This window comes from Enterococcus durans (genome assembly GCF_002277935.1).
GTDB lineage: Bacteria > Bacillota > Bacilli > Lactobacillales > Enterococcaceae > Enterococcus_B > Enterococcus_B durans.
Window position 1 is genome coordinate 1,037,168 of record NZ_CP022930.1, and the last position, 26,567, is coordinate 1,063,734.

The 26,567-nt window shown below is 38.7% G+C and carries 25 protein-coding genes and 1 pseudogene; 18 read left to right on the plus strand and 8 right to left on the minus strand.

Annotated elements, in window-relative coordinates:
- Positions 1–25: 25 nt before the first annotated feature.
- Both CJZ72_RS05000 and CJZ72_RS05005 read left to right on the plus strand, forming a co-directional pair.
- Positions 26–1,318, plus strand: a complete 1,293-nt coding sequence (locus CJZ72_RS05000; protein WP_081133666.1) for an adenylosuccinate synthase — start codon at positions 26–28, stop codon at positions 1,316–1,318.
- Between the two features lie 283 nt (positions 1,319–1,601).
- Positions 1,602–2,465 carry a DegV family protein gene (locus CJZ72_RS05005; RefSeq protein WP_005877537.1) on the plus strand — a complete coding sequence of 288 codons (864 nt, stop codon included), beginning with the start codon at positions 1,602–1,604 and terminating at the stop codon, positions 2,463–2,465.
- 360 nt (positions 2,466–2,825) lie between these two features.
- On the opposite strand, the gene CJZ72_RS05010 is transcribed toward CJZ72_RS05005, so the two are convergent.
- Positions 2,826–4,448, minus strand: a complete 1,623-nt coding sequence (locus tag CJZ72_RS05010; RefSeq protein ID WP_081133667.1) for an ABC-F family ATP-binding cassette domain-containing protein — start codon at positions 4,446–4,448, stop codon at positions 2,826–2,828.
- A 383-nt stretch (positions 4,449–4,831) separates the two neighbouring features.
- On the opposite strand from CJZ72_RS05010, the gene CJZ72_RS05015 reads away from it, so the two are divergent.
- Positions 4,832–5,353 (plus strand): HdeD family acid-resistance protein, encoded by a 522-nt coding sequence (locus CJZ72_RS05015; RefSeq protein ID WP_081133668.1) that lies wholly within the window; start codon positions 4,832–4,834, stop codon positions 5,351–5,353.
- Between the two features lie 103 nt (positions 5,354–5,456).
- Here the strand turns inward: CJZ72_RS05015 and spxB are convergent, their stop codons facing one another.
- Entirely contained in the window at positions 5,457–7,187 is a 1,731-nt protein-coding gene (gene spxB / locus CJZ72_RS05020) for a pyruvate oxidase (protein WP_081133669.1), read from the minus strand.
- Positions 7,188–7,336: 149 nt separating this feature from the next.
- On the opposite strand from spxB, the gene CJZ72_RS05025 reads away from it, so the two are divergent.
- Positions 7,337–8,155, plus strand: a complete 819-nt coding sequence (locus CJZ72_RS05025) for a ZIP family metal transporter (RefSeq protein ID WP_081133670.1) — start codon at positions 7,337–7,339, stop codon at positions 8,153–8,155.
- 354 nt (positions 8,156–8,509) lie between these two features.
- Here the strand turns inward: CJZ72_RS05025 and CJZ72_RS05030 are convergent, their stop codons facing one another.
- Complete coding sequence (locus tag CJZ72_RS05030; RefSeq protein ID WP_005877528.1) at positions 8,510–8,707, minus strand: hypothetical protein; 198 nt, start codon at positions 8,705–8,707, stop codon at positions 8,510–8,512.
- Positions 8,708–8,952: 245 nt separating this feature from the next.
- Here CJZ72_RS05030 and CJZ72_RS05035 point away from each other — a divergent pair.
- A pseudogene (locus CJZ72_RS05035) lies at positions 8,953–9,539 on the plus strand (TMEM175 family protein).
- A gap of 91 nt (positions 9,540–9,630) precedes the next feature.
- Positions 9,631–9,792 (plus strand): hypothetical protein, encoded by a 162-nt coding sequence (locus CJZ72_RS14475; RefSeq protein WP_005877524.1) that lies wholly within the window; start codon positions 9,631–9,633, stop codon positions 9,790–9,792.
- A gap of 705 nt (positions 9,793–10,497) precedes the next feature.
- Here the strand turns inward: CJZ72_RS14475 and CJZ72_RS14480 are convergent.
- Positions 10,498–10,911: a hypothetical protein gene (locus tag CJZ72_RS14480; RefSeq protein WP_179135123.1), complete on the minus strand. Its 414-nt coding sequence runs from the start codon at positions 10,909–10,911 to the stop codon at positions 10,498–10,500.
- A gap of 389 nt (positions 10,912–11,300) precedes the next feature.
- Positions 11,301–13,082: a sensor histidine kinase gene (locus tag CJZ72_RS05045; protein ID WP_081133671.1), complete on the minus strand. Its 1,782-nt coding sequence runs from the start codon at positions 13,080–13,082 to the stop codon at positions 11,301–11,303.
- A 57-nt stretch (positions 13,083–13,139) separates the two neighbouring features.
- Between CJZ72_RS05045 and CJZ72_RS05050 the strand changes: the two genes are divergently transcribed.
- Positions 13,140–13,874 (plus strand): response regulator transcription factor, encoded by a 735-nt coding sequence (locus CJZ72_RS05050; RefSeq protein ID WP_016177146.1) that lies wholly within the window; start codon positions 13,140–13,142, stop codon positions 13,872–13,874.
- Here the strand turns inward: CJZ72_RS05050 and citG are convergent.
- From citG to CJZ72_RS05065, 3 genes are all read right to left on the minus strand, one after another.
- Positions 13,823–14,701, minus strand: coding sequence for a triphosphoribosyl-dephospho-CoA synthase CitG (citG, locus tag CJZ72_RS05055; protein ID WP_081133672.1), 879 nt, complete (start codon positions 14,699–14,701; stop codon positions 13,823–13,825). The genes CJZ72_RS05050 and citG overlap by 52 nt on opposite strands.
- The gene (locus CJZ72_RS05060) at positions 14,694–15,389 is read right to left on the minus strand and encodes a GntR family transcriptional regulator (protein ID WP_016177148.1); all 696 of its coding nucleotides are present in this window, start codon (positions 15,387–15,389) and stop codon (positions 14,694–14,696) included. Before CJZ72_RS05060 ends, citG begins: the two co-directional genes overlap by 8 nt.
- Before the next feature lie 222 nt (positions 15,390–15,611).
- Positions 15,612–16,958: a CitMHS family transporter gene (locus CJZ72_RS05065; protein WP_081133673.1), complete on the minus strand. Its 1,347-nt coding sequence runs from the start codon at positions 16,956–16,958 to the stop codon at positions 15,612–15,614.
- A gap of 412 nt (positions 16,959–17,370) precedes the next feature.
- Between CJZ72_RS05065 and CJZ72_RS05070 the strand changes: the two genes are divergently transcribed.
- The 11 genes from CJZ72_RS05070 to CJZ72_RS05120 all read left to right on the plus strand — a co-directional run bounded on the left by CJZ72_RS05070 (position 17,371) and on the right by CJZ72_RS05120 (position 26,567).
- On the plus strand, positions 17,371–17,703 hold the full coding sequence (locus CJZ72_RS05070) for a hypothetical protein (RefSeq protein WP_081133674.1): 333 nt from the start codon (positions 17,371–17,373) through the stop codon (positions 17,701–17,703).
- 13 nt (positions 17,704–17,716) lie between these two features.
- On the plus strand, positions 17,717–18,109 hold the full coding sequence (locus CJZ72_RS05075) for an acetyl-CoA carboxylase biotin carboxyl carrier protein subunit (RefSeq protein ID WP_095443666.1): 393 nt from the start codon (positions 17,717–17,719) through the stop codon (positions 18,107–18,109).
- Between the two features lie 26 nt (positions 18,110–18,135).
- Entirely contained in the window at positions 18,136–19,251 is a 1,116-nt protein-coding gene (locus CJZ72_RS05080; protein WP_081133676.1) for a sodium ion-translocating decarboxylase subunit beta, read from the plus strand.
- A 15-nt stretch (positions 19,252–19,266) separates the two neighbouring features.
- A complete protein-coding gene (locus tag CJZ72_RS14920; protein WP_016177153.1) occupies positions 19,267–19,392 on the plus strand; it encodes an OadG-related small transporter subunit in 126 nt (41 codons plus the stop codon).
- A gap of 12 nt (positions 19,393–19,404) precedes the next feature.
- Positions 19,405–20,409 (plus strand): [citrate (pro-3S)-lyase] ligase, encoded by a 1,005-nt coding sequence (gene citC, locus CJZ72_RS05090; RefSeq protein ID WP_081133677.1) that lies wholly within the window; start codon positions 19,405–19,407, stop codon positions 20,407–20,409.
- A gap of 5 nt (positions 20,410–20,414) precedes the next feature.
- Positions 20,415–20,723 carry a citrate lyase acyl carrier protein gene (gene citD, locus CJZ72_RS05095; protein WP_081133678.1) on the plus strand — a complete coding sequence of 103 codons (309 nt, stop codon included), beginning with the start codon at positions 20,415–20,417 and terminating at the stop codon, positions 20,721–20,723.
- The gene (gene citE / locus CJZ72_RS05100; protein ID WP_095443667.1) at positions 20,711–21,598 is read left to right on the plus strand and encodes a citrate (pro-3S)-lyase subunit beta; all 888 of its coding nucleotides are present in this window, start codon (positions 20,711–20,713) and stop codon (positions 21,596–21,598) included. Before citD ends, citE begins: the two co-directional genes overlap by 13 nt.
- A gap of 2 nt (positions 21,599–21,600) precedes the next feature.
- Positions 21,601–23,133: a citrate lyase subunit alpha gene (citF, locus tag CJZ72_RS05105; protein ID WP_081133680.1), complete on the plus strand. Its 1,533-nt coding sequence runs from the start codon at positions 21,601–21,603 to the stop codon at positions 23,131–23,133.
- Positions 23,126–23,704, plus strand: coding sequence for a citrate lyase holo-[acyl-carrier protein] synthase (citX, locus tag CJZ72_RS05110; protein WP_214280501.1), 579 nt, complete (start codon positions 23,126–23,128; stop codon positions 23,702–23,704). Before citF ends, citX begins: the two co-directional genes overlap by 8 nt.
- Positions 23,667–25,061 (plus strand): oxaloacetate decarboxylase subunit alpha, encoded by a 1,395-nt coding sequence (locus CJZ72_RS05115; protein WP_081133682.1) that lies wholly within the window; start codon positions 23,667–23,669, stop codon positions 25,059–25,061. The genes citX and CJZ72_RS05115 overlap by 38 nt, the downstream gene beginning before the upstream one ends.
- 660 nt (positions 25,062–25,721) lie before the next feature.
- Positions 25,722–26,567 (plus strand): aldo/keto reductase, encoded by an 846-nt coding sequence (locus tag CJZ72_RS05120; RefSeq protein WP_081133683.1) that lies wholly within the window; start codon positions 25,722–25,724, stop codon positions 26,565–26,567.

Genomic DNA, 26,567 nt, shown 5'->3' on the forward strand with positions numbered 1-26,567 from the left:
AAATAATATAAAACGAGGTGTTCAGATGTCATCTGTAGTAGTAGTAGGTACACAATGGGGCGACGAAGGGAAAGGAAAGATTACTGACTTTCTTAGTGAAAATGCTGAGGTGATCGCACGGTACCAAGGTGGCGACAATGCAGGACACACAATCAAATTCAATGGTGTTACTTATAAACTGCATTTGATTCCTTCTGGGATTTTTTATAAAGATAAAATCAGTGTGATCGGAAATGGCGTAGTGGTGAATCCTAAATCATTAGTGACGGAATTAGTGTATTTGCACGAAAAAGGTGTAGAAACAGATAATTTACGTATTTCAGATCGTGCGCATGTCATTTTGCCTTACCATATCAAATTGGATCAATTACAAGAAGATTCAAAAGGTGAAAACAAGATCGGTACAACGATCAAAGGGATCGGACCAGCATACATGGATAAAGCTGCTCGTGTCGGCATCCGTATTGCAGATTTATTAGATAAAGAGATTTTTGAAGAACGTTTGCGTTTGAACTTAGAAGATAAAAATCGTCAATTTGTGAAGATGTTCGATTCTGAACCATTGGTATTTGAGGATATTTTCGAAGAATACTATGAATATGGCCAACAAATCAAACAATATGTCACTGATACATCAGTCATCTTAAATGATGCTCTAGATGCAGGAAAACGTGTCTTGTTTGAAGGTGCCCAAGGCGTGATGTTGGATATCGATCAAGGAACGTATCCATTTGTGACTTCTTCTAATCCGGTAGCTGGTGGTGTAACGATCGGTAGTGGCGTTGGCCCTTCAAAGATCAATAAAGTCGTTGGTGTATGTAAAGCTTATACTTCTCGTGTAGGAGATGGACCTTTCCCAACAGAACTATTTGACGAAACAGGTCAACAAATCCGTGAAGTCGGTCGTGAATATGGTACGACAACAGGTCGACCTCGTCGTGTCGGTTGGTTTGATACAGTCGTGATGCGCCATTCAAAACGTGTATCAGGAATCACTAACCTATCATTGAATTCAATCGATGTATTAAGCGGACTAGAAACAGTAAAAATCTGTACAGCGTATGAATTAGATGGAGAAATGATCTACCATTATCCAGCAAGCCTGAAAGAATTGAAACGTTGCAAACCAGTATACGAAGAACTTCCTGGTTGGTCTGAAGATATTACAGCATGTAAAACACTTGCTGAACTACCAGAAAACGCCCGTAACTATGTTAGACGTATCTCAGAGCTTGTAGGAGTCCGTATTTCAACATTCTCAGTTGGACCTGACCGAACACAAACAAACATCTTAGAAAGCGTCTGGGCGCAAATCTAAGTCATTTTAGTAACATTCGTTGAGACAGGACATTCTTGTGCCTTAAAGAGTGAACGAATGTGCTAGAGAGTCGAACACCATGAAAGCAGGAAAGAACCTGTTGTCCTTTTGTGGTGTTCGACTTTTTTTTGCCGTTTTCTTCACTGTGAATACCGGTAGATAGCCAAAAAGAGTGGGTGAATATTAATTATTTTCTTTTTAGATAGCTAAAGATATTTTGAACGCAAGAGATTTGCTATAATAGGGGTTAAGGGTAAAATGAATGGTGAAGGAGTTGAAGTAGGTGTATCAAATAGTAACAGACTCATGTTGTGATCTTCCTTATCAAGTACTCGCAGCGGCGAATGTAGACTTTTTGTCAATGAAGATCCAGTTAGATGAACAAGAATTAGTGGATGATCTGGGGAAAACATTTAACTATGACAAATATATGGAACAATTGAGAAACGGAGCAACGCCAACCACCTCACAGATCAATGTGGGACAATACCTTGAATTCTTCCGTACGTATGCTGAAAGAAAAATCCCAGTTTTATACGTTGCTTTTTCAAGTGCATTGAGTGGCTCTTATAGTAGTGCATTGCAAGCTGTCGAATTACTAAAAGAAGAGTATCCTGATCCTCAAATACATGTATTCGACACGAAAGCTGCTAGTGTGGGTGAAGGCGTGTTGGTATTAGAAGCTGTGCGATTGAAAGATGAAGGAAAAACATTAGAAGAAACGTTAGAGTGGTTAAAAAATAATTATTTAAAAGTACACTCTTGGGTAACCGTCGATGATTTGAAACATCTTGAACGTGGCGGACGTATTTCAAAGGCTAGCGCTACACTAGGAAGTATTCTGAGTGTCAAACCAATTATTACAGTAGATGAAGAAGGGCGTCTGACGAATGTCGATAAAGTGCGTGGCAGAAATAAATCGATCCAAAAAGTCGTAGAAGAAACGATTAAAACGATCGTCGCGCCTTTAGAACAAATCGTCTATATTGCCTATGCAGGGGACTTAGAAAGTGCCGAAAAAGCGAAACGCCTGCTAGAAGAGAACATCAAGATGAAAGAAGTGAAACTTTATCCGTTGGGTCCTACGATCGCTAGTCATACTGGCTATGGCTGTATCGCCATTTTTTCAATGGGGATCAAACGATAGAAGTCTACCATCACTAATCGAATAGAAAAAATAGGTCGCAACAGAAGTATTTCATTCTGAGAAAGAACCAGAGAATCATGGAAATTGTTTTGCAAATCCTGCGAATTTCGGCTTATCTCAAGGAGTTGTTTCTGTTCCGACGTTGTGTTTAGAAGAGGTCGAGACAAAAGTCGTTTCGTTTTTAAAGCATGAGACAAAAGTGTTTCTTACTTTTGTCCCATGCTTCTTTGTTGAGGAATTTCAGAATTATGGGTTTTGTATGTGCCCAGAGAATATAAAAAGGTGCTGTTCGTTAGAAATGTCTAACGAACAGCACCAGTAGGATTCAACGATCAATCAGTCACGAAACAATTGATCCGTTTACTTCCATAACTCATTTAATTGTTTTTGGATATCTTTGTTTTCTAAAAACTCATCATACGTTGTGTCTGCGCGATCGATGACCCCTTTATCAGAAACAGCAATGATGCGATTTGCAAGAGTTTGGATAAACTGATGATCGTGTGAAGCAAAGAGAATAGAACCTGTGAAGGTCATTAGCCCATCATTCAATGCAGTGATTGACTCTAGGTCTAAATGGTTCGTTGGATCGTCTAAAACTAAGACATTTGCTTTAGAAAGCATCATTTTAGAAAGCATACAACGGACTTTTTCGCCCCCAGATAGGACATTTACAGGCTTCAAGACGTCTTCACCAGAAAATAGCATTCTACCTAAGAAGCTGCGTAAGAAAGTATTGTCGTCTTCTTCTTTACCTGCATATTGTCTTAACCAGTCTAAAATCGTTAGATCCGTATCAAATTCTTTCGTTGTATCCTTTGGTAAATAAGCATTGCTTGTTGTGACACCCCAGCGCACTGTACCTGTATCTGGTGTGATCTCACCCATGATTACTTTGAATAGTGTCGTAGTTGTAATATCATTTTCAGCAACGAAAGCTACCTTGTCTTCTTTACTTAAATTAAATGATATATCATTTAAGATTTTCTTACCATCTATAGTAACACTCACGTTTTCGACTTGTAAAAGGTCGTTGCCGATTTCACGTTCTGGTTTGAAACCAACGAATGGATAGCGACGAGAAGATGGCTGGATGTCATCTAACGTGATTTTTTCTAACATTTTTTTACGTGAAGTCGCTTGTTTTGATTTTGAAGCATTCGCGCTGAAACGAGCGATAAAATCTTGTAATTCTTTGATTTGTTCTTCTTTTTTTGCATTTGCATTTGCTTGCAATTTTGTAGCTAGTTGACTAGATTCTAACCAAAAATCATAGTTACCTACATATAATTTGATTTTTCCAAAGTCTAGATCCGCCATATGTGTACATACTTTATTCAAGAAATGGCGGTCATGGGAAACGACGATAACTGTATTTTCAAATTCGATCAAGAATTCTTCTAACCAATTGATTGATTGGATATCCAATCCGTTTGTTGGTTCATCTAATAGCAATACATCTGGTTTACCAAATAGTGTTTGGGCTAAAAGGACTTTGATTTTTTGACCACCCGTAAGTTCACTCATTTGTTGGTGATGTAATTCTTCAGGGATATTCAATCCTTGTAATAATACTGCTGCTTCTGGTTCAGCTTCCCAACCATTTAGCTCAGCAAATTCGCCTTCTAATTCAGCTGCTCGGATACCGTCTTCATCTGTAAAGTCTTCTTTCATGTAGATGGCATCTTTTTCTTTCATTACTTCGTACAATCGTTTGTGTCCCATAATAACTGTTTCTAAGACTGTATATTCTTCATAGTCGAAGTGATTTTGTTTCAAGACGGCCATACGTTCATCTGGGCCCAAGGAGACAGTACCTGTAGAAGGTTGTAGCTCTCCGGATAATACTTTAAGGAACGTTGATTTACCTGCACCATTTGCACCTATTAAGCCATAGCAATTTCCGGGAGTAAATTTAATATTAACATCATCAAATAGTTTGCGGTCTGAAAAGTGCAAACTTACATCATTTACAGTAATCAATTTTTTTCCTCACTTTATCTTTTAATTGTTTTTGACAAGTCTTCTAGAATTATATAGGGGAAAAGTAAAAGTTTCAAGGTAATCAGCTATTCTTTGTGTTTCACGTGGAACAACGTAACAAAAAAGTAAGAAACAGTTGATGGATAGAAGATAGAAATCTGTATGTATTCCTGTATTTTATAAAAACACAATGATCTTGGATAGAAAAAGTGGATAAGAAATAAATAGTCTTTTTATATGTAAATTGTTTACACTCAGATGTATCAAAAAGTTCGCAATACAATATCAACAGAGCGATCAATCGCCTTTCAGCATATGTTTTGACGTTATTTAAAGAGAAGGGTAGTATGGATAGTAGATCAAAATGAAAGTAGGTTTGAAAAATGAATGAAAGAAAAACGGTAGATTGGGGTTCTTTGATCTTAGGAATATTATTTGTGATTGTTTCTCTAATGTCTTTCCAAGATCCAGTAGGTAATCTTGTGGCGATCGTGGTCGTATTTGCTATTTTTGCCTTTTTAAAAGGAATTTTTGAATTATTTGTTCGCAATCGCATGAAGGAATTGACTGGCTACAAAGGGAAGACACCATTAGTTGTAGGGATCATCGATATCTTAGTAGGAATCTTTTTCTTATTCAATATTGGAGCCGGTGTAGTGGCATTGCCATTCGTATTTGCAGTGTGGTTCATCGCGGATTCCGTATTTGCTTTATTGGCTGCTGATTTGGCTAAAGGGGTAAGTAATGGCTATTATTGGTTCACTGTTATCGTAAATATCTTAGGTATCATTTTGGGGATCATGCTATTATTTAATCCTATCTCATCAGCATTGACCCTAAGTTTCTTAGTTGGATTCTATTTTATGCTATTTGGTATTACTCATATCGTGTACGCATTTAGATAAATATTCGATAGTAGTTTATATAAAAAAGAGGCAGGACATTATTATGTCCTGCCTCTTTTTTTATGAGCTTATTCATTTTTTTATAGTGTGCTTTTAGGATAACTTAGTCACGTTTTTCATATAGCTCATTTAATACAGGCATATCATGTACTTCATATTTTTCTTTGAAGGCATTGATTTCATCTGCGGAATATTTTCGAGGATCTAAATGCAAGTCTTCTACAGGTAATGGTCGTTTATTTTCGATTTTGACATCAATGACTACAGGGCGTGTTGACTTTTGAGCTGCATCAAAGGCTGGTCGTAGTTGATGGTAATCAGTAATCGTGAAACTGTCTGCACCTAATGCTTCACTGGCCTTACCAAAATCTGCATCTTCCAAAAAGACACCGAATTTCTTTTGTTCTGTATCTTCTTGTTCTGCTTCGATAAAACCAAAGGAATCATTTGAGAATACGACGTTGATGATTGGTAATTGATATTTGACTTGTGTGATGATATCTTGCATGACCATCGCAAATCCGCCGTCGCCACTTAGAGTGAACACTTGCTTTTCTGGAAAGCTTAATTGAGCAGCAATTCCTCCAGGAACACCATTCCCCATCGTTGCGAACCAACCAGAAGTAGTATGCTTTTGGTTGCCGTTCATATCTAAAAGACGAATCGAGTGGATCGTGGTATTGCCGACATCCGTGACAAAGATTGCATCGTCTTTCGCAATACGATTGATTTCTTTATAAACTGCTTCTGGGCGGATAGGTTGCTCTTCACGATCTTCAAATGATTTCAACCAGTTGACCCAGTTCTCTTTGTTTTCTTGGTTTGCTAGATACCAACGATCTTCAGGTCGAGGTTGGCCAAGTTCTGCTAATCTTTCTAAAGTGGTGTTGGCATCTCCTAGGATTGAAAGAGAAACGGCATGTCTGCGGCCAAATTTTGATGCATCGATATCTACTTGAATAAAGGCAGCATCAGGATTGAAGAAAGCTCGACCAAATGGAAAGTCACTTCCCACGAATAAAATCAAATCAGCTTCAGCAAGTGCTTCGTTTGCAGGTTTCGTCGCAACTCGTCCAGCAAACCCAAGAAAATTTTTATAACTATCAGGAACGATTCCCTTGGCTAGAACGGAAGCAACGACAGGAACTGAAAAGTGTTCTGAAAAGTGTTTGATCTGTTCGAAGCCATTACGCGTGCCTTGCCCAACATACAATACAGGTTTCTTTGCTTTTTCAATGTAAGGAAGTGCAGCCAACAAATCTTTTTTGTCAGGTAAGATATAGCCGGTTTTGTGTGTAGCTGCAGTCGTGAAATCTTGTTCTTCGATTTCAGCAAAACCTAAATCTACAGGAATCGTCACGATTGCAACACCTTTATGTTCGTAAGCAGCTTTGATTGCTTCATCGACTACATGTGGCAAACTTTGTGGCGTCATCACTGTTCGGTTATAGACGCTAACATCTGCAAAAATAGGATTTTCATTTAATTCTTGGAAAGAATTATAATTCATCGCTGCAGAAGCCACTTGTCCTAATAGCGCTACGAGAGGGACATGATCCATTTGGGCATCATATAGTCCATTGATCAAATGGGTCGCGCCAGGACCAGCAGAACCAAACACAGCGCCGACTTTGCCCGTTAGTTTTGCATCGGCAGCTGCGGCTAATGCACCGACTTCTTCATGACGAACTTGGATATATTTGATTTTTTCTTTTTCATGATATAAAGCATCCATGATGGAATTGAATGAACCACCAGGAATTCCGTAAATATGATCGACTCCCCAACTTTCAAGAACTTTTACCATAGCGACACCAGCATTGATTGTTGACATAACTTTCCACTCCCTTAGTGATAAAATTTACTAACTAAAGTATAGTGCTTTGTCAGAAAAACCCCAACTAATACGTCTTTTCGTAAAATAGTAGTCATGCTTTTTTCTATATGCTAGAGTAGTAAGTAAAGGATTGAAAGGAGAAAAATATGGCTGAATGGCTATTAAGATTAGAACCATGGCAACAGGCATTGGTAGGGACTGGCTTTACCTATTTCATGACTGCACTGGGAGCTGCATTAGTCTTTTTCTTTAAAGAGATCAAGAAAGACGTTTTGAACTTGATGCTTGGTTTTGCTTCGGGAGTGATGATCGCTGCAAGTTTTTGGTCGTTGCTAGATCCCGCGATCACGAAAGCAGAAGAAAATGGCGACATTGCTTGGTTAGTGGTAAGTATTGGCTTTGGACTAGGTGGACTTTTCCTTTATATTGCGGATAAGACATTGCCCCACATGCATTTTGGGCCACAACATGAAACAGAGGGCTTACCCACCCACTTGAAGCGGACGATTTTATTGGTGTTTTCGATTACACTGCATAATATCCCAGAAGGTCTAGCTGTTGGGGTAGCCTTTGGAGCAGCAACTACCGCAGATAACCCTACAACGGCTGTTTTAGCAGCAATTTCTGTTGCACTAGGAATAGGTATTCAAAACTTTCCAGAAGGAGCTGCCGTTTCTATTCCCTTACGGCAAGAAGGATTGAGCCGTACGAAGGCGTTTATGTATGGACAAGCATCCGGTATCGTTGAACCGATTGCTGGTATCGTTGGTGCGATCTTAGTGACGAAGGTATCGATCTTGTTGCCTTACGCGTTGGCATTTGCAGCTGGAGCAATGATCTATGTCGTTGTCGAAGAACTGATCCCTGAAGCACAGCAAACATTATCAAGCAAGCGGCATTTTGCTGTATTTGGTGTGATGTTAGGATTCATCATCATGATGATTCTTGATGTTGCTTTGGGTTGATAAAATGATATATCATTTGATAGTGGATAGAAAAACACTAAAATGTGTGAAATCATGCCACAAATCATAAGATGTTATTGAAGAACATTTAAAAAAGAGGTCGAGACAAAAGTCGTTTAGGTTTGAGAAATTGGATAGAAAAACCTGACTTTTGGACGCCGTTTATTCGAGAGTGTTTAGCAAACCTGATTTTTAGATTTGTCCCGCACTCTTTTTTTGGGAAGTGTTTCTAGAAGCAGACCTCTTAGCTTTGGATAAAAACAGGAACAGAAAAGCAACCTCTGAAGGTTGTCTAATCTGTTCCTGTTTTTTTTGTAGTAAATGTCCGAGTAATCAACTCATTCGAGTATTCGATTAATAATATTTGCGGTTTCGATTAGCCCCACTAATGGCACGAATCAGCCAAATAATGATAGCTATAGGAATTAGCAATTTGATAGCAAACCATAAGATGCTGCTCAATACACCAACAAAAAGACTGATGGCAAAACCAGCAACAACCAATACCATGATCAACATGAAGATATTTAAGAAACTATTTCTACGTTGCATAACAACCCCTCTTTTCTTATTTGCATCGACTAGCGGTTACGTTGATGTCCTTTACTACAGCAATTGAATTGACCCGGTGCTCGATGAACAAATATGGTAACTTCTTATTGAAAAAAGTATAACAGAATGAATGAACAGCCACATCCATCGTTAGTCTGATTTTTTATTTGGTATTTAGATGTATAAAACAGTTGCTTTTTTTCGTTCTTTTCTACTAAAATAAGGCAAATAAGGAGGCGGAACTTATGTCGAAAAATCGTTTAGAAGCTTTTACCGATGCCGTGATTGCGATTATCATGACAATTCTCGTTTTAGAGTTACATGAACCAAGTTCAGATACTTGGCTTGGCAAGCTTTGTCAGCTTTAGGCTCTCGTTTTTTGATCTACATTATCAGTTTTTTTACTTTAGTTATCTATTGGAACAATCATCATCACATGTTCCAAGTCGTCCATAAAGTAAATGGGAAGGTATTATGGGCAAATAGCTTTTTTCTCTTTGCTTTGTCACTATTTCCATTTGCGACTTCTTGGATCAGCGAATACACATTTAGTTTAGTTCCTGCAATCACATATGGAGGCGTATCTTTAGGTGCCAATATCGCTTATTATTTCCTCGCAAGGGAATTGGTCAATTCTGATACAGCCCATAAGAAAGCGATCAAGGAACTATTAGGCAACTATAAAAAATCCTATTTGACCATCTCATTGAATATCATCGGAATCGTTCTAGGTTATCTAGTGACGCCCCTCGCTGTCTTGATCACTAATGGAATCATGTTATTCGGCTGGTTGATGCCAAGTAAAAAAATCGAATCCCATTACGTTGACTAAATAACAATAAGAAAAATTAAGATAAATATAAACAAAAGATAAAAAAATGATCGAATCTATAGAAGAGAATAGTATCCGAAGAGGGATGCTTATGATAGACAGGAAAAAATTAACGATTGGGTTGATTACTAGCATGGTAACGATCCTCATTTATCTGGATCAACAGAAATGTGGCTCAGTAGTCATCATTTTATCTTTGCTGCTCACGTTTTTTGTTTCACTGAAAACCAAAGACCAAAGAAAAAACAAATGATCATTTCTGAAAAGAGGTCGAGACAAAAGTCGTTTAGGTTTGAGAAATTGAAGAGAAAATAGGCTGGGACAGAAGTGTTTCTTACTTTTGTCCCAGGCTTTTTTTTGATATTTCCGAAAAAACTGACCTTTGGATGCTCGTGTGGAAAACTTTTGGATTGGAAAATTGTTTTCCACATAAAGAGGGAAGGAGGTTAAAGGCATAGCCATAAGGGCAAAATCGATTTATACATAGATAATGTATAAATATTAATAGATTGTATGAGCTAAGAAAAAGCAAATAAAAAAATAACTTGTAGCAATGAAAATAAACGTTATTTTATAAATTTAAAATAACGAATCAAAGAAAATCGTAAAGACGTTTGTAGGAGCTAGAAGTAAATGGAGTAAAATGTGGAGAAGGATACATCAATGAGTGGGTAGAACAGATCAGTCCGGAAACTTCAAAAATGGGAAGTAAACAAAAGGTTAGAAGTGTTTCATTTTGAGAAAGAAGAAGGCTATATGAAAATTGCTTTAAAAATTTTTGGTGAATACTGATTTTTTGAAGGAAATACTTCTGCTCCCACCGTTTATTTGCGGTTGAAGTGGGAGGGCAAAAGAGTCCTTACTTTTGCCTTATGTCCTCTATGTATTACGTGAAATACCATAAGGGGGTATATTGATTGGAGGATTTCTCAATAGTGTTGCACTCATGAGGGGGATGCTATTCTTTGTAAGCAAAATAGCGAGTATCTTTTTTTGCTAAACCAAAGGTATCTGATACATGTAGATTCTGTGGTGCGAATTGGATAGCTGGGATAATGAATGTCTTTTTATCTTTGTCTAAAATAGTGATCGTAAAGCTGATATCATCGTGTTCTTCATTGCGCAAAGTGATATAAGGGTGATCATCAAAATTTATCTCAACAACTTCATAACTGCCTAATAGACGAAGCTGAGGGCCTTCATTTTTGACTAGTTCGTTTTCAGTAGGCACATAGTCCATCTTTGATGTTTGTGTTGGCTGCATCTGTGCTTTTGAAGAGATATCTTTTATAGGAGAGGTCAAGAAATCAACAATAAAAAATATAGCGACTATTATTAAAATACTACTAACGAGAATAATTGTTTTTTTCATCTTCCACACTCCTATATGGTGATTATGCTATAAAAACAGTTGATCATATTATAAAAAATCTTTGTGAGTGATGCTGTTAGTAATAATAAAAGCTACATTTTTAAAATGCGTTATTAATAAACTACCACAATCAAAGTATAAGTGTATTTACAGAAAAAATAAAGTATAAATTTTATTATTTTATAGTTTATTTTATTGAGGGTTAAATGAAAAATAACTAATAGAACTGTTGATGATAATTATTCTTGTTTTCATTTTTGTTAGCGTTTTCGTGATAAGATATAAAAAAGCTTCAAGAAAATTCGTATTGCTTCTCTCATTCAGTAGCGAATAAAATTACAAGTAGCGAATTTTCTTGAAAATTTTTAACAAGGTCTATTTTTTGAAACTTAGTTTAACGGAATACCTAAATAAAAGGTAGTGCCTTGTGACTGGCTGACGAGTTGGATCGACCATCCATTTTTTTTGATGATGGATGAAACGATGAATAACCCTAGGCCGGTTCCGCCGACTTCTTTTTTTGTTGTAAAGAAGGGAGTAAAAATTTTTTCTCTGATCTCTAACGGAATACCAGGTCCGTTATCAGAAATTTCGATAATTGCGAATTGACTAGGTACATTTGTCTTTTTCTTCGTCTTAGGAAGTAGCGATTGATCAAAATATGCAGATGGATCATCAGCAAAGAGTGTAATTGAAACATGTGCATCTTGTTTGGCTTGGTAAGCATTCGTGATCAAGTTGTAGATGATGATTTGCAGATCTTCTTTTTCAAAGACAGTTTTTCCTATATCTGGCAAATCCGTAGTTAAAGTAAAGCTTTTTGGCACGAGTAAAGAAAGATGATCGATGGCTTCTTGTATTACTTGCGAAAGTGCATAATTACTTTTAGGTGCTGTTTCCACTTTTGAAAAACGTAGAACATTCTTTGAAAGGTTCTGTCCTTTGATCGCAGATTGGTAAACTTCATTAAGGTCATCCACTAATAGTTCGTCTTCATGATGTTCTTCCATCAGCAACTGCAAATTACCAATGATGGGCGTTAAAAAGTTATTCATGTCATGGACGATCGTAGTGGTCAGTAACCCAATTGTTTCGAGCTTCGATTCTTGAAGAATTTGTTTTTCAAGGGCATGCTTCTCTTGGAGCAACTGTTGATGTTTCTTTAATTGTAAATTTTCAGCATAAGTTTGGTTGCGCTTATGATAATATTTAATTGATAGACCTAATAACACGATGACAACCAATAAGATCATGAGTAAACCGATAATGATCAATCCATCTTGCAGCAACAATCCGTTTCTTTCGTAGTAGTCTTCATTGCTGGCAAAAATGAGACGGCTATTTCCAATAGTAGTCCATTCGAATGACGTGATTTTCAATACTCTTTTTATTTTTGGTTTAGGCCACCAATAAGAGTAATAGACAGCATCCCCTCTAGATTGTGTCAATTGCTTTTTTTCTAATTTTTTTAGATCAGATAAATCAAGTGTGGGGTATTTTTCTTCTCGCCCATTTACAATAGAAAGACCTACTTGCTCACTTGAAGGATGCATGACGACTTTCATTTCTTGATTTTTGACCATCGTGTAACCAGCTTGATCATCTGTATCCAATAATTCAGAATGGTAGAGGGTCTGCAGATCAGCGAGCAATACGAGTAAGGCATGCTGGTTATTGTTTAAAGGCACGGTTTGATAGATATTTATGTAGGAGTGGTTATCATTGAAATAAACGGCACCATTCTGCTTGATACCACCTGATAAAGTTTGAGAAAAGTCGGGATCTTTGGCAACAAGTTTAGCTAAGCCTGCAGTCGGTTGTGCGGTGTGCAAAGGTTGGCTATTTATTAAGGTTCCATCCTGCGAAAAAAGGAAAAGACCAACGAGCGCTTCTTCATTTTTTAAATTGGAAAGATTCTTTGGTTCCTCAATGAACTGTTCGTTTGTCATTTCTGGTTGGAGCAGGTTCAATGTTTGCTGATAAGAACGAAACTTTGTTTTCACTACGTTTATTGCGGAATGATTGAGGGTCGAGAGCTGATTTTCTGCTAGATCAACCGCATGCTTTTGCAACTGGTAATAGCTAGAGCAGGTAAAAATCATGCCGAGAATCGTCAGTAATGTAACGACTAGGATGAGACTATAAAGTTTCTTGTAAGTTAGCTTTTTCATCATGATCTTCCTTTTTACCGTTTCCATTATTATATAATAAAGCGAGGAGAGTTTCTTTTGCGAAATGAAAAAATATTAATCATAGACGATGAACCAAGTGTACGTCGTTTGATTTGGAAAGCACTTCAGTCAACAGGGATTCTAGTGTATCAAAGTGATTCAGTAGAAAAAGCGCTAGATATCATCACTCGAGTCGAGTTTGATCTATTTTTGTTGGATATCTGTTTGGAGCATGAAAATGATGGGTATCATCTTGCTCAAATGATCCGAGAAGCGAATCCATTTACGCCTATTTTCTTTTTAAGCGGTAAAACAAGTGAGCAAGAAATCATCAATGGCCTTGAAGTTGGCGCAGATCAATATTTGACAAAGCCTTTTTCGTTGGATCTTTTACGTGCTCAAGTTGTTGCGGCGTTGGATCGTAACAAAGTGATCCGGAATCATCATTCGACAGCTGAAAAAAAAGAAATCATTGTTGGCGATTTTCGTTTTGATCAAAATCGCTACCAACTTTATAAAAATGGACAGCCTATCAAACTTTCTTCCAAGGAAATCCAATTGATGCGTTTCTTTATGCTGAATCCGGACCAGGTTTTTTCGAAAGAACAGATCTATAGCAGCGTCTGGGAAGACGGTGAATTTGACGCAAACACGATCATGGTGTTTGTGAATCATCTAAGAAATAAAATTGAAACCGACCCCAAAAACGCGCAGTATATCAAAACGGTTTGGGGGATCGGCTATACCTTTTTACCAGAAGGGGAAAACAACTTTTCTAAAAATGAAAAATAGATCCCTAATGAGAGTAGATCTGCTGAACCACCTGGACTGAGATAGCGGGTGGTCAGTTGCTGATCATATTCTTTTAATTTTTTGACTAGTTGCACATAAGAAAGTCTAGATTTCTGTAAATCTAAGCTTTCTTTTTTTATCTCTTTTAAAGCATCTCGCCCCCCACGATGGAGGATATTGCTGTCTTCCACCTCACTCATTAAATACAGTAATGCACGTAAAAGTAATTCCTCTTGCCTGAGTTCTTGGTGTTTGCGCAAAAAACACATCAATTTTTGCAGTGCCGGATATCCGCTTGCCGCTTCCCCACGAATACCAGATATTTGGTACTTCAAATACAATTCTTCCCCATAAGACAAGTGTTGCTTGGTTGTTAATTGTTGAAAATCTTTGGTGACTACGTCTTGCGTGATATCTTGTGAAAGTGACAGGATCTTTTGAGTATCTTTAGCAGTAAAAGGGAGGTGTGGATTCGACTGCAGATGAAGTCCTGTAGCCCCTAGTAAAACAGCAAAAGAAAAGTTAGCTCCTTTATGTGTATTGATTCCTTTTGTTGCTTTTAGCATAGCTGTTTCCGCCATTTTTCCAGTTTCACGCAAAGAGTCGAATAATGAAGAAGGCTGACCGCGATGTGTCAAACCTAAATAGAGATATTCCTTGAAGAATGGGCGCAGGCTTTGGATGCTCGCCAGAAACGTTTGAAAATCCATGTCACGGTGGGCCCCGTTTGAAAAGCGATCTACGAGCCCAGGTTTTGGCGACAATGCAACTTCTTCGTATAAAGCCGTTTCCGCATAGCTACTGATTGTAAGTAATTGTTCATCCAATTTTTTGTCGCTCCATTTCCGCTAGTATGAATTGCAATGAATGATCTAAATGTTCCTGCGTGATCATCTTTATCTGTGCAATATTGTTTGTTTTCATCCCTCGATAGATCAACCAATGTTCGGCTAAAGCAACACTGCGTCGTTCAGAAGAACGGATCGAGATATCACGAAAATAAAGTAGATAAGAGCGTAATTCCATCACGATTCCTTTTAAACGTAACATCTGACTTTTTTCATAAATGAAGGTATTGAAATCTGAAAAATTGGCTAACAATTCATCAACACGGTCTTCTTCGTTCAATTTGTCTCCATATGTCAGTAATTCTTTTAATTCCAGAAAATCTTTCTCATCCATTTTTTCCATTGCTTTGATCGTTGCCAGTGTATCAAGAGATTTGCGTATATCAAAAATTTCATATGCATCTTTTTTACTGATTCCTTTGACTACGATCCCGATTTTAGGTACATGTTCGACCAACTGTTCATCAACTAATTGCCTTAACGCATAACGGATGGGTGTTCGACTGATATTCAAGGTATCTGAGAACTCTTTTTCATTGATTCTAGAGCCTGCAGGGATTTGACCTAAAATAATCGTTTTGCGAAATGCTTCATACACAAGAACTTTTAAAGGCTTGTTCTGCGAGAAGTCTAAGTTTTGTCTGACGTTTTCAATCATTGCATTCATTTGTCAACTCCTACTCTGATTCGTTCAAATAAACGGCATTTATTGTAAGGCACCTTTCGTCAATCAAGAAGAGATCAGTTACTCAACTTTTTATTGAACAGGAACTTCGTAATAAACGCCGTCTATCTTATCTACTTATAAGGAACTAATCGGTTCATTATCGGAATCATAACGAAAAACACAACTAAATTCAATCCTAAATTTTCTACTGGCTATTTTTGTTTATTGTGGAATATAAAGTGGCATATGGCCTAAAAGTACGATCGTCACTACAAAGATGATGAAGATACCTAAGGCATATTTTGCAGATTCTTTCTGCCATTGTCCCATATCTAAGCCAGTCAAGCGTAAAAGCAAGTAAATAAATGCGACAAGTGGGCTTAATAAGTGGAAGGCTTGTCCCATAAGTGAAGCAAGAGCCATCTCCATATTGGTAAATCCATAGGCTCTTCCTGCTTCAGCTAAGACTGGCAAGACCCCAAAGTAGAAACCGTCATTTGAAATAAAGAATGTGCCTGGAGCAGAAATCAAGGCGATGACTAATCCCCAGAAGCCTGCCAGTTGTTCTGGAATGATCGTAGTGAAACTATTCGCTAAAGCAGTTGCCATCCCTGAACCTTGGAACAAGCCCATGAAGACACCGGCTGCGAAGACTAAGATAACTACTTGAACAGCGTCCCCACCATTTGCGCCAATACGTGCAGATTGATCTTTTAATATTGGATAGTTGATCATCAACGCGATACATGTACCCACTAAAAACAGCAAAATCGGCGGTAATGCGATCGCATCGATAAACGAACTTGCTACAAGCCAAGCAATCAAAAGGATCGTTAACAATCCATTGAAAATAAAGTTGTGTGGACAACGAATTTTTAATGTATCAGGATCAGTGATCGTGGTCATCTCTTCGATTTCTTCAGTAGTGAGTTCTGTGATCCCTAAACGTGCCCGTTCTTGTTTTCCCATTCTCCGAGCAACAAAGAAGGTAACATAAAGCAGAGAAAGAACCATACCAGGCAGAAGATAAGTCAAAATATCAGCATCTACTTCTAATACTGCCATCGCACGTGCTGTCGGACCACCCCAAGGCAAAAGATTCATGATCGTGTTTTGTAGGATGATCAAAACACCTAGATTCATCATCTTCATATTCAACTTCTTATAAATCGGAATAAATGCAGAACAGCAAATCAACGTGGTGGTTGTTCCATCGCCATTCAATGAAACGGCTGCTGCAACGACTGCTGTAGCCATCAATACTTTCATCGGATCGCCTTTAGCAAAATAAATCATTTTTTTAGTGATGGGGTCAAATAGACCTGCATCAAGCATGATTGAAAAATATAAAATAGCAAAAAGCAACATGATCCCCGTGTTAGCGGTAGTAGAAATCCCTTCTAAAACAAAATCACCAATCGAACCTTTCTCAGCGACACCTGATACCATCGCAACAAGTGTAAAAATCAACGGGATAAGGACTAAAGAAGTAAAAGGAGACATCTTCTTTTTCATAATAACGAACATAAAAACAATGATCATAGCATAAGATAAAACAGTAAGTAACATGGTGTTCCTTCCTCTCTAACTAAAATAAAGTACTGTAAGCGTTAACAAATAATCGTAAAAAAAATAAGTTCTTATTTGTGATGATATAAACAAATTTGAAACCTCTCCTTTCTTTTTCCTTTCTTTGATGTGGTTAAGAATAGTCAAAATTTTGAGAGAAGAAAAGAGGTTCCTAGAAAAAGAACAGGAAAAAAACAATCCAGAGAAACAAATCTTATCGCTTGCTTAAAAAGTTCTTAATGAAATATTAACGCTATAAAAAACGCTTCATATCAACGTTTTAACTAGTTTTTAGAAAAAATGAATAAAAAGAAACAATGAAAAAACAATTTATCCTATAATTCACACTAGCCGTATCTCGAGTAATTTTTATAATTAAGAGTAAGTCAGAAAAATAGAAAGGAGAGGAGAAATGGGGATCTTCGAAAGATTGTTCAAAAAAACACAAAAAGAAGAGAAAATTGACCAACCGAGCAATCAACAAGAAAAACAGCGTGTGTTGACCGATGAATGGGAAGCGGTTCCAGAATATATACCGGTTCCCCCAGAGGATTATGACTTAGTTAGTGTGATTGCTACGGCGATCGCCGCGGGTGATCGACCAGATAGTCAATTTATTATCAAAAGTATCAAGCAAAAGAATCCTGAAGTTATCCTTACTTCCGTGATTGCGGCAAGTATTATGGCAGGGGAATCTCAGCAATCACAATTCATTGTCAAAAATATAAAGAAAAGATCAAAATAATGGAGGAAATAACATGTTGCGAAAATTTAAAATCACAGTAAATGGAACAGAATATTTAGTAGAGATGGAAGAAATCGTCGCACCACAAGTTGCTAGTGTACCGCAACCAACAGCACCAGTTCCGGCAGCAAATCCAGAACCAGTAGTTGAACCAACAGCACCTGCAGCACCAGTTCAAACCAGTGCTGCCACAGCAGATGCGATGACTGCACCAATGCCTGGTACGATTCTTAAAATCTTAGTTAATCCCGGAGAATCCGTTCAAGAAAACCAACCATTGATGATCTTAGAGGCAATGAAGATGGAAAATGAAATCGTTGCTGGAAAATCAGGAGTTGTTGCTGGCATCCATGTTTCAACGGGGGATATGGTCAATCCAGGAGATGCGCTGATTACAATCAATTAATTTAAAGAAAAGAGGAAGTGACGTTTATGGAGACTTTGTTAGAAGGTGTGATGGGGATCGGGGCTGAACCTGGTCGCTTGGTCATGATGATCATCGGTGGCGTGCTGATGTATCTGGGAATCAAAAAAGAATATGAGCCAACTTTATTAGTACCGATGGGCTTAGGAACGATCTTAGTCAATTTTCCGAACTCAGGAGTATTGAGTGCCGGAGGAGAGGCGGGGCCATTCCAAGTACTCTTTGATATGGGGATCAATACAGAACTATTTCCATTGCTATTATTTATCGGGATCGGTGCAATGATCGACTTTGGTCCATTGTTGCAAAATCCATTCCTATTGTTATTTGGAGCCGCTGCTCAGTTTGGGATATTCTTTACGATCATTATGGCGGTGTTGCTAGGATTTGATTTAAATGATGCTGCATCTATCGGGATCATTGGTGCAGCCGATGGACCTACTTCTATTTTTGTAGCGAACACACTGAACTCAAAATACATGGGAGCGATCATGGTTGCCGCTTACTCCTACATGGCGTTAGTGCCAATCATCCAGCCTATAGCCATCAAAGCAGTAACGACTAAAAATGAACGTCGGATCAGAATGAACTATCGTGCAGGTGAAGTCTCACAAACAGCGAAGATTCTTTTTCCAATTGTGATCTCGATCGTTGCTGGGTTGATTGCACCAGTATCGCTACCACTTGTAGGTTTCTTGATGTTTGGGAATCTGTTAAGAGAATGTGGCGTATTAGACCGACTTTCTATTACTGCGCAAAATGAATTGGTCAACATTATCAGTATTCTTTTAGGGTTATCGATCTCAGTGAAAATGCAATATGAAGAATTCCTGCAAATCGATACGTTGATGGTCATTGCACTAGGATTAGTGGCGTTCATCATGGATTCGATCGGTGGGGTATTGTTTGCGAAGTTATTGAACCTTTTCCGTAAAGAAAAAGTCAATCCAATGATTGGTGCAGCAGGTATCTCTGCATTTCCAATGTCTAGTCGAGTGATTCAAAAAATGGCAACAGATGAAGATCCGCAAAACTTTATTTTGATGCATGCAGCAGGCGCGAATGTTTCGGGACAGATCGCATCTGTTATCGCTGGTGGGCTGTTATTAGCCTTATTAACTTAAGAAGGAGGAAGACAGATGACACATGATTTGTGGGTATCATTAGAACTATTACTTTTCGGTTGGGGCGGTGTTTTTGCAGTTATCTTGATCATCTACTTAGCCTCATTAACTTTAGCAAAGCTTTTCCCAGTAAAAAAATAAAGAAGGGGTCAAATGGAGAATCCAAAACGTTTGTGGTTAGCTCAAGATAAAAAAGCATGGCAACAATGGCGCGCGCTGTTAGAAAAAACAGGATTGCACACAGATGAACCAGTGGAATACACGGTGGGCATTTATGAACAAGGCCAACTGATTGCTACAGGTTCTTATCAAGGGAAAATCATCAAATGTCTCGCTGTTTGTAAGAACTATCAATCTGAGAATCTTTTAACAAGTATCATCACACATTTAGTGGAACGATTAAGAGCGATGGACCAAAACCATCTGTTTGTATATACAAAACCAGAGAATCAAGCGATTTTTCATTCTTTGGGTTTTCAAGAAATCTTAACGACTCAAACGATCAGTTTCATGGAACTCGGAGCGCCTTCCTTCAACCAATATGAAGCATATTTGCGAAGTAGAAAAAAAGAAGGGCAAAACCAAAGTGCAATCGTGATGAATGCCAATCCTTTTACCAAAGGGCATCAATATTTGATTGAGACAGCAGCAGCTGAAAGTGAACAAGTCTATGTTTTTGTTCTATCAGAAGAGCGCTCTGAATTTTCTGCAAGAGATCGATTGGAAATGGTGAAAATGGGGGTTGCACATTTAAAAAATGTGGTGGTGTTGACGACCAACGAATATCTCGTATCGTCTGCCGTATTTCCTGCTTATTTTCTAAAAGAGCGTGCGCCATTAGAACTTGCTCAGCTACAGGCTACCTTTGATGCACAATTGTTCAAGCAAAAGATTGCACCAATCTTAATGATCAAAAGGCGCTATGTCGGTGAAGAACCATTTTCGCCAGTAACGAATAAGTATAACGAAGCAATGAAAGCTGTCTTTTATCCAGAAATAACTTTGACGATCATTCCTCGCTTACAGGTTGATGATTCGATCATCAGTGCGACAAAAGTTCGTGAAGCCATTCAAAAAAATGACTTGCCTCTTTTAAAAAAATTTCTGCCAGAGACGACTTACATGTATTTGCATAAATTGAAAATAATCAAGGAGTGAAACGAATGGAAATCAAAAAAATCGCTTCTGCCGGTACAGTAGAATCAAGTGATATTTTAATTACTATTGCACCCAATGAACAGGAGCAAATCGAACTTTCATTAGAAAGCAGCGTGGAAAAACAATTTGGAAAACAGATTCGTCAGATGATGACCGCTACCTTACAACAATTGGGGATTACACGAGCAAAAGTAACAGCAGTGGACAAAGGTGCCTTAGATTGTACGATCGTTGCTCGTTTGATTACTGCTGTCCATCGCGCAGCGGAAGAAGAAAGTTATGACTGGAAGGAGATCGACTCATGGAACGTTTAAGAAGAACGATGATGTTTGTTCCAGGTGCAAATGCGGCAATGCTTCGCGATGCGCTACTATATGGAGCAGATTCCATCATGTTTGATCTAGAAGATGCGGTTTCATTAAAAGAAAAAGATGCAGCACGGACACTTGTCCATTTTGCTTTAAAGACCTTTGATTATTCAGCGGTTGAAACAGTTGTGCGAATCAATGGATTAGATACTGTCGGAAAACAAGATATTGAAGCAGTCGTTTTAGCAGGTGTCAATGTCATTCGATTACCTAAAACAGAGACAGCCCAAGATATCATTGATGTGGATGAAGCAATTACACTAGTGGAAGAAAGCAATCAGATCCCAGTTGGTACAACAAAAATGATGGCAGCGATCGAATCTGCAGAAGGTGTGTTGAATGCACGAGAAATCGCGCAAGCATCTACTCGACTGATTGGGATTGCTTTGGGCGCAGAAGATTATGTGACGAATATGAAAACAAAACGATATCCAGATGGGCAAGAACTGTTTTTTGCACGAAATATGATTTTACATGCGGCACGAGCAGCAGGAATCGCAGCAATCGATACCGTTTATTCTGATGTAGACAATGTCGAAGGCTTCCAAACAGAAACAAACTTGATCAAACAGCTAGGTTTCGATGGGAAATCCGTGATCAATCCTCGACAGATCCCATTAGTCAATGCCATCTATGCACCAACGGAAAAAGAGATCCAACATGCAAAAGAAGTGATTTGGGCAATCAACGAAGCGGAAGCAAAAGGTTCTGGTGTCATTTCACTCAACGGAAAAATGATCGACAAACCAATCGTAGAACGGGCGCAACGAGTGATTGCACTTGCAAAAGCAGCCAAATTAATCTCAGAGGAGGGGATGTAAAGATGGTTAGAAACAAAGCGGGAAAAGAGATCCCTCAAGAAATCGCTGAACATTACGATATTTTCGAAGGAGAATTGGCGCATATCACACCATATGATGAAGCCAGTCGCAGGATCGTGCCAAGAAAACCACGAGAAACAAAATTAGTAGGCAGTCTACGTGAAGCAATCGAAAAAACAGGGTTAAAAGACGGCATGACGATTTCCTTCCATCATCATTTTCGTGAAGGTGATCGAGTGATGAACCAAGTATTGGCAGAAATCGCGCACATGGGCATCAAAAATCTGACGATTGCGCCAAGTTCCATTGCAAATGTACATGAGCCCTTGATTGAGCATATCAAAAACGGAGTAGTCACAAACATTACTTCCAGCGGTCTAAGAGATAAAGTCGGGGCAGCTATCTCTGAAGGAATCATGGAGAATCCAGTGATTATTCGTTCACATGGTGGACGGGCTCGCGCGATTGCCACTGGGGATATCCATATCGATGTGGCATTTCTAGGAGCGCCTAGTTCAGATGCTTATGGAAATGCGAATGGTACGGTAGGGAAGGCCACTTGCGGCTCTCTGGGCTATGCAATGGTTGATGCGAAATATGCAGATCAGGTAGTCATCATCACAGACACGCTTGTTCCTTTCCCGAACACCCCGATCAGCATTCCACAAACGGATGTTGATTTTGTAGTGGAGATTGATGAAATCGGTGATCCAGAAGGAATTGCTAAAGGTGCCACTCGATTTACAAAAAATCCCAAAGAATTATTGATTGCTGAATATGCAGCGAAAGTAATCACGAATTCGCCTTATTACCGTGAAGGTTTCTCCTTCCAAACAGGGACAGGAGGTGCAGCATTAGCTGTTTCACGCTTTTTGCGAGAAGCAATGATCGAAGATGGGATTACTGCAAGTTTTGCTCTTGGCGGAATCACGAATGCCATGGTCGAATTATTAGAAGAAGGCTTAGTTGGAAAAATCATCGATGTCCAAGATTTTGATCATTCTTCTGCATTGTCGTTAGGGAAAAATGACCAGCATTATGAGATTGATGCCAATATGTATGCTTCACCTTTAAGTAAAGGTTCAGTGATCAATCAGCTAGATACGGCTATCTTATCTGCTTTGGAGATCGATACGGATTATAACGTCAACGTGATCACTGGGTCCGATGGGGTGATCCGTGGAGCTTCTGGCGGGCATTCAGATACGAGTATGGCATGTAAAATGAGCCTAGTTATCGCTCCGTTAGTTCGTGGAAGAATCCCTACGATCGTGGATCAAGTCAATACAGTGGTCACACCAGGCTCAAGTATCGACGTCGTAGTCACAGAAGTAGGTATTGCGATCAATCCAAACCGCTCAGACTTATTGGCTCATTTTAATACCGTAGATATCCCACAATTCACGCTGGAAGAACTAAAAGAAAAAGCCTATCAAATCGTTGGCACGCCCGAGTCAATCGAATATGGGGAAAAAGTAGTCGCTTTGATCGAGTACCGTGATGGCACGATCATCGATGTGGTCAAAAATGTCTAACGAATTATTTAAAGGGCGCACGATTACTTTAGAGCAAATGCTAACTGCGCGATCCAACAGAGCGGAAAGACAGAAAAAGTTATTAGGGCAAGAAAAAAATCAAAGTCTGGTTTGTTTGACCCTGAATATTCCTGGGCCAATCAAAAATTCATATGAATGGCAGAACGTCTTTCTCGTCTTGGTGAAAGAAATCGAACAGGCTTTTTCAGAAGAAGAAATGGGCGCAAAAGTACTCCATCATGAATGGACAGGTTCAGAGTATTATTTAAAACTCAATGTAACACAAAAAGAAGCGAAACAAAAAATGGTCGTGATCGAAGAGGAACATCCATTTGGTCGATTGGCAGATATCGACGTACTCGCATTTACAGAAAACATTCAACCTCTTACCCGTGAAAAATTGGGATATCCTAAGCGAAAATGTTTGCTTTGTACAGAAGAAGCGAAAGTATGCGGCCGTTCAAGAACGCATACGGTGAAAGAAATGCAGTACGCAATCCAAGCAATCGTAGACAAAGAAAGGAGACGATTTTATGAAAAAAATCCAGTTCATGGAAACCGTTTTACGTGATGGCCAACAAAGCTTGATTGCGACACGCATGCCAACAAGTGACATGTTGCCTATCTTAAAAACAATGGATCAGGCAGGGTACCATTCTCTAGAAATGTGGGGAGGGGCGACCTTTGATTCCTGCTTAAGATTTTTGAATGAAGATCCCTGGGAACGATTACGAACGATTCGTAAAGAAGTAAAAAACACAAAATTACAGATGTTGCTGCGAGGACAAAATTTATTAGGGTATAAAAATTATGCGGATGATGTCGTGCGTGATTTTGTTGAAAAATCGATCCAAAATGGGATAGATATCATTCGAGTATTTGATGCATTGAATGATACCCGCAATCTACAAACTGCGATCGTCACAGCAAAAGAAGCAGGCGGGCATTGTCAAGCAGCTATTTCTTATACGACAAGTCCGATCCATACAGTCGATTATTTTGTCCAATTGGCAAAAGAAATGGCGGATACAGGCGCGGATTCTATCTGTATCAAAGATATGGCTGGTGTATTGACGCCACACACTGGTTTTGAATTAGTCAGCCGTATCAAAGAAACGATTGATCTACCTTTAGAAGTCCATACGCATGCGACCAGTGGAATTGCTGAAATGACGTATCTGAAAGTCGCTGAAGCAGGAACTGATATCATCGATACGGCCATTTCTTCTTTTGCTGGCGGAACAAGTCAGCCTGCTACGGAATCGGTAGCGATGACGTTAGCCGAAATGGGCTTTGACACTGGTTTAGATATGGACAAAGTGGCGCAGATTGCTGAACATTTCAATCCTGTACGCGACCGTTTTAGAGAAGAAGGCCTCTTGAATCCCAAAGTGAAGGACATCGAGCCTAAAACGTTGATCTACCAAGTTCCAGGTGGTATGCTCTCGAACTTGCTTAGTCAATTGACCGAACAAGGACTTCAAGACAAATATGAAGATGTTCTGGCAGAAGTACCAAAAGTTCGCGCAGATTTGGGTTACCCGCCACTTGTTACGCCACTTTCTCAAATGGTAGGTACGCAAGCACTGATGAATGTGATCTCTGGGGAACGCTATAAATTAGTGCCCAGTGAAATCAAGGATTACGTCAGAGGGCTTTATGGAAAATCTCCAGTACCGATCAGTGAGAAAATCAAAGAACTCATCATCGGTCAAGAAGCAGTTGTTACTGTTCGACCTGCTGATTTGATTGCACCACAACTACCGGAATTTCGTAAGGAAATTGCAGAATATGCGAAAACAGAAGAAGATGTTTTGATGTATGCTCTATTTCCAAAACAAGCCAAAGATTTTCTAGGGCGCAGAGAAGACCCATTTTACGATGTACCTCTTCAAACAGTAGAAGTGAAGATCGATTTTTCGGCATAAACATAGCATAGACGATCAACTTTCATAAGAGTCCTAAACAGTAGGGGTTCACTGAGAAATATAAAGGGATTCACGAAAAATCACTTTTCAAACTTTTGTGAATTTCGGTTTTTGAAGGCTTCTGCTTCCATCATCTATTCGTGCTTAGAGAGGTCGAGACAAAAGTCGTTTCGGTTTGAGAAATTGGAGAGAAAAACGAACAATACGCTTTTTGTATTGCTCGTTTTTTTTTTTTTTTGAAATTTTCGAAAAACCTGAATTTTGGACGCCGGTTATTTGAGAGAGGCTGGGACAGAAGTGTTTAACTCCGAGAAATAAGAAGAAATGAGCGAAAATTGCTGTTCAAATTTTTGTGAATTTCGGCTTATTTCCGAAGGAGTTGCTTTTTGCTCCCGCCGTTTATTCGAAAGTCTGTAGCAAACCTGATGTTTAGATTTGTCCATATTCTCTTTTTCATATGTATACACATATTAAAGACATGTACTCGAATTTTCGAAAAGTGCGTGGTGCTGTGAACATCAGTCAAAAGTAAGCTGCTTGATCTCATATTTCTTCTACAGTTACTTTAAAGTGCCTATAGTACTTAAAAGTGCGTACTTCCTAAAAAGGTAGATTGTCTTGTATAATTGTCAATCACAGTCCATGAGAGGAGATTCAGTGATGATTAAAAATTTACAAGATACAGTTTTATTGAATAATGGGAAGAAGATGCCTGGACTAGGTTTAGGTGTTTTTCAAATACCCAATGAACAAACAGCTGCTATCGTTTCTGAAGGCATCAAAACTGGGTATCGCTTGATTGATACCGCTGCTGTTTATGGAAATGAAGAAGGAACAGGTCAAGGGATCAAAGAAGGACTAGCTGCCACAGGTTTGAAGAGAGAAGATCTATTCATTACTTCAAAAGTTTGGAATGCTGGTCTTGATTATGAAGAAACACTAATTGCTTTTGAAGATAGCCTAAATAAGTTAGGATTGACCTATATCGATTTATATTTGATCCACTGGCCAGGAACAGATGACCAATATATCGAAGTATATAAAGCCTTAGAACACTTATATGAAGAGGGAAAAATCAAAGCAATCGGTGTAAGTAATTTTGAGATCCATCATTTAGAAAAATTACTTTTAGAAACCACGGTCAAACCCGTTGTCAATCAAGTAGAGTTACATCCTCGGTTGAATCAACAGGAACTACGAGCTTTTTGTGCGGCAAATGATATTTTGATTGAAGCCTGGTCCCCATTGATGCAAGGAAAAATCTTAAAAGAACCAGTCTTACAAGAAATCGCAGAGAATCATCATCGCTCAGTCGCCCAGATCGTCTTGCGTTGGGATATCCAACATGAAATCATCGTATTGACGAAATCAGTAAAAACGGAACGTTTGATCAGCAATGCTGCATTATTTGACTTTGAATTGACAGAAGCAGAGATGCAAATGATCGATGAATTAGACCAACACCTACGTGTCGGTCCAGATCCAGACACATTTGATTTCAAGTAG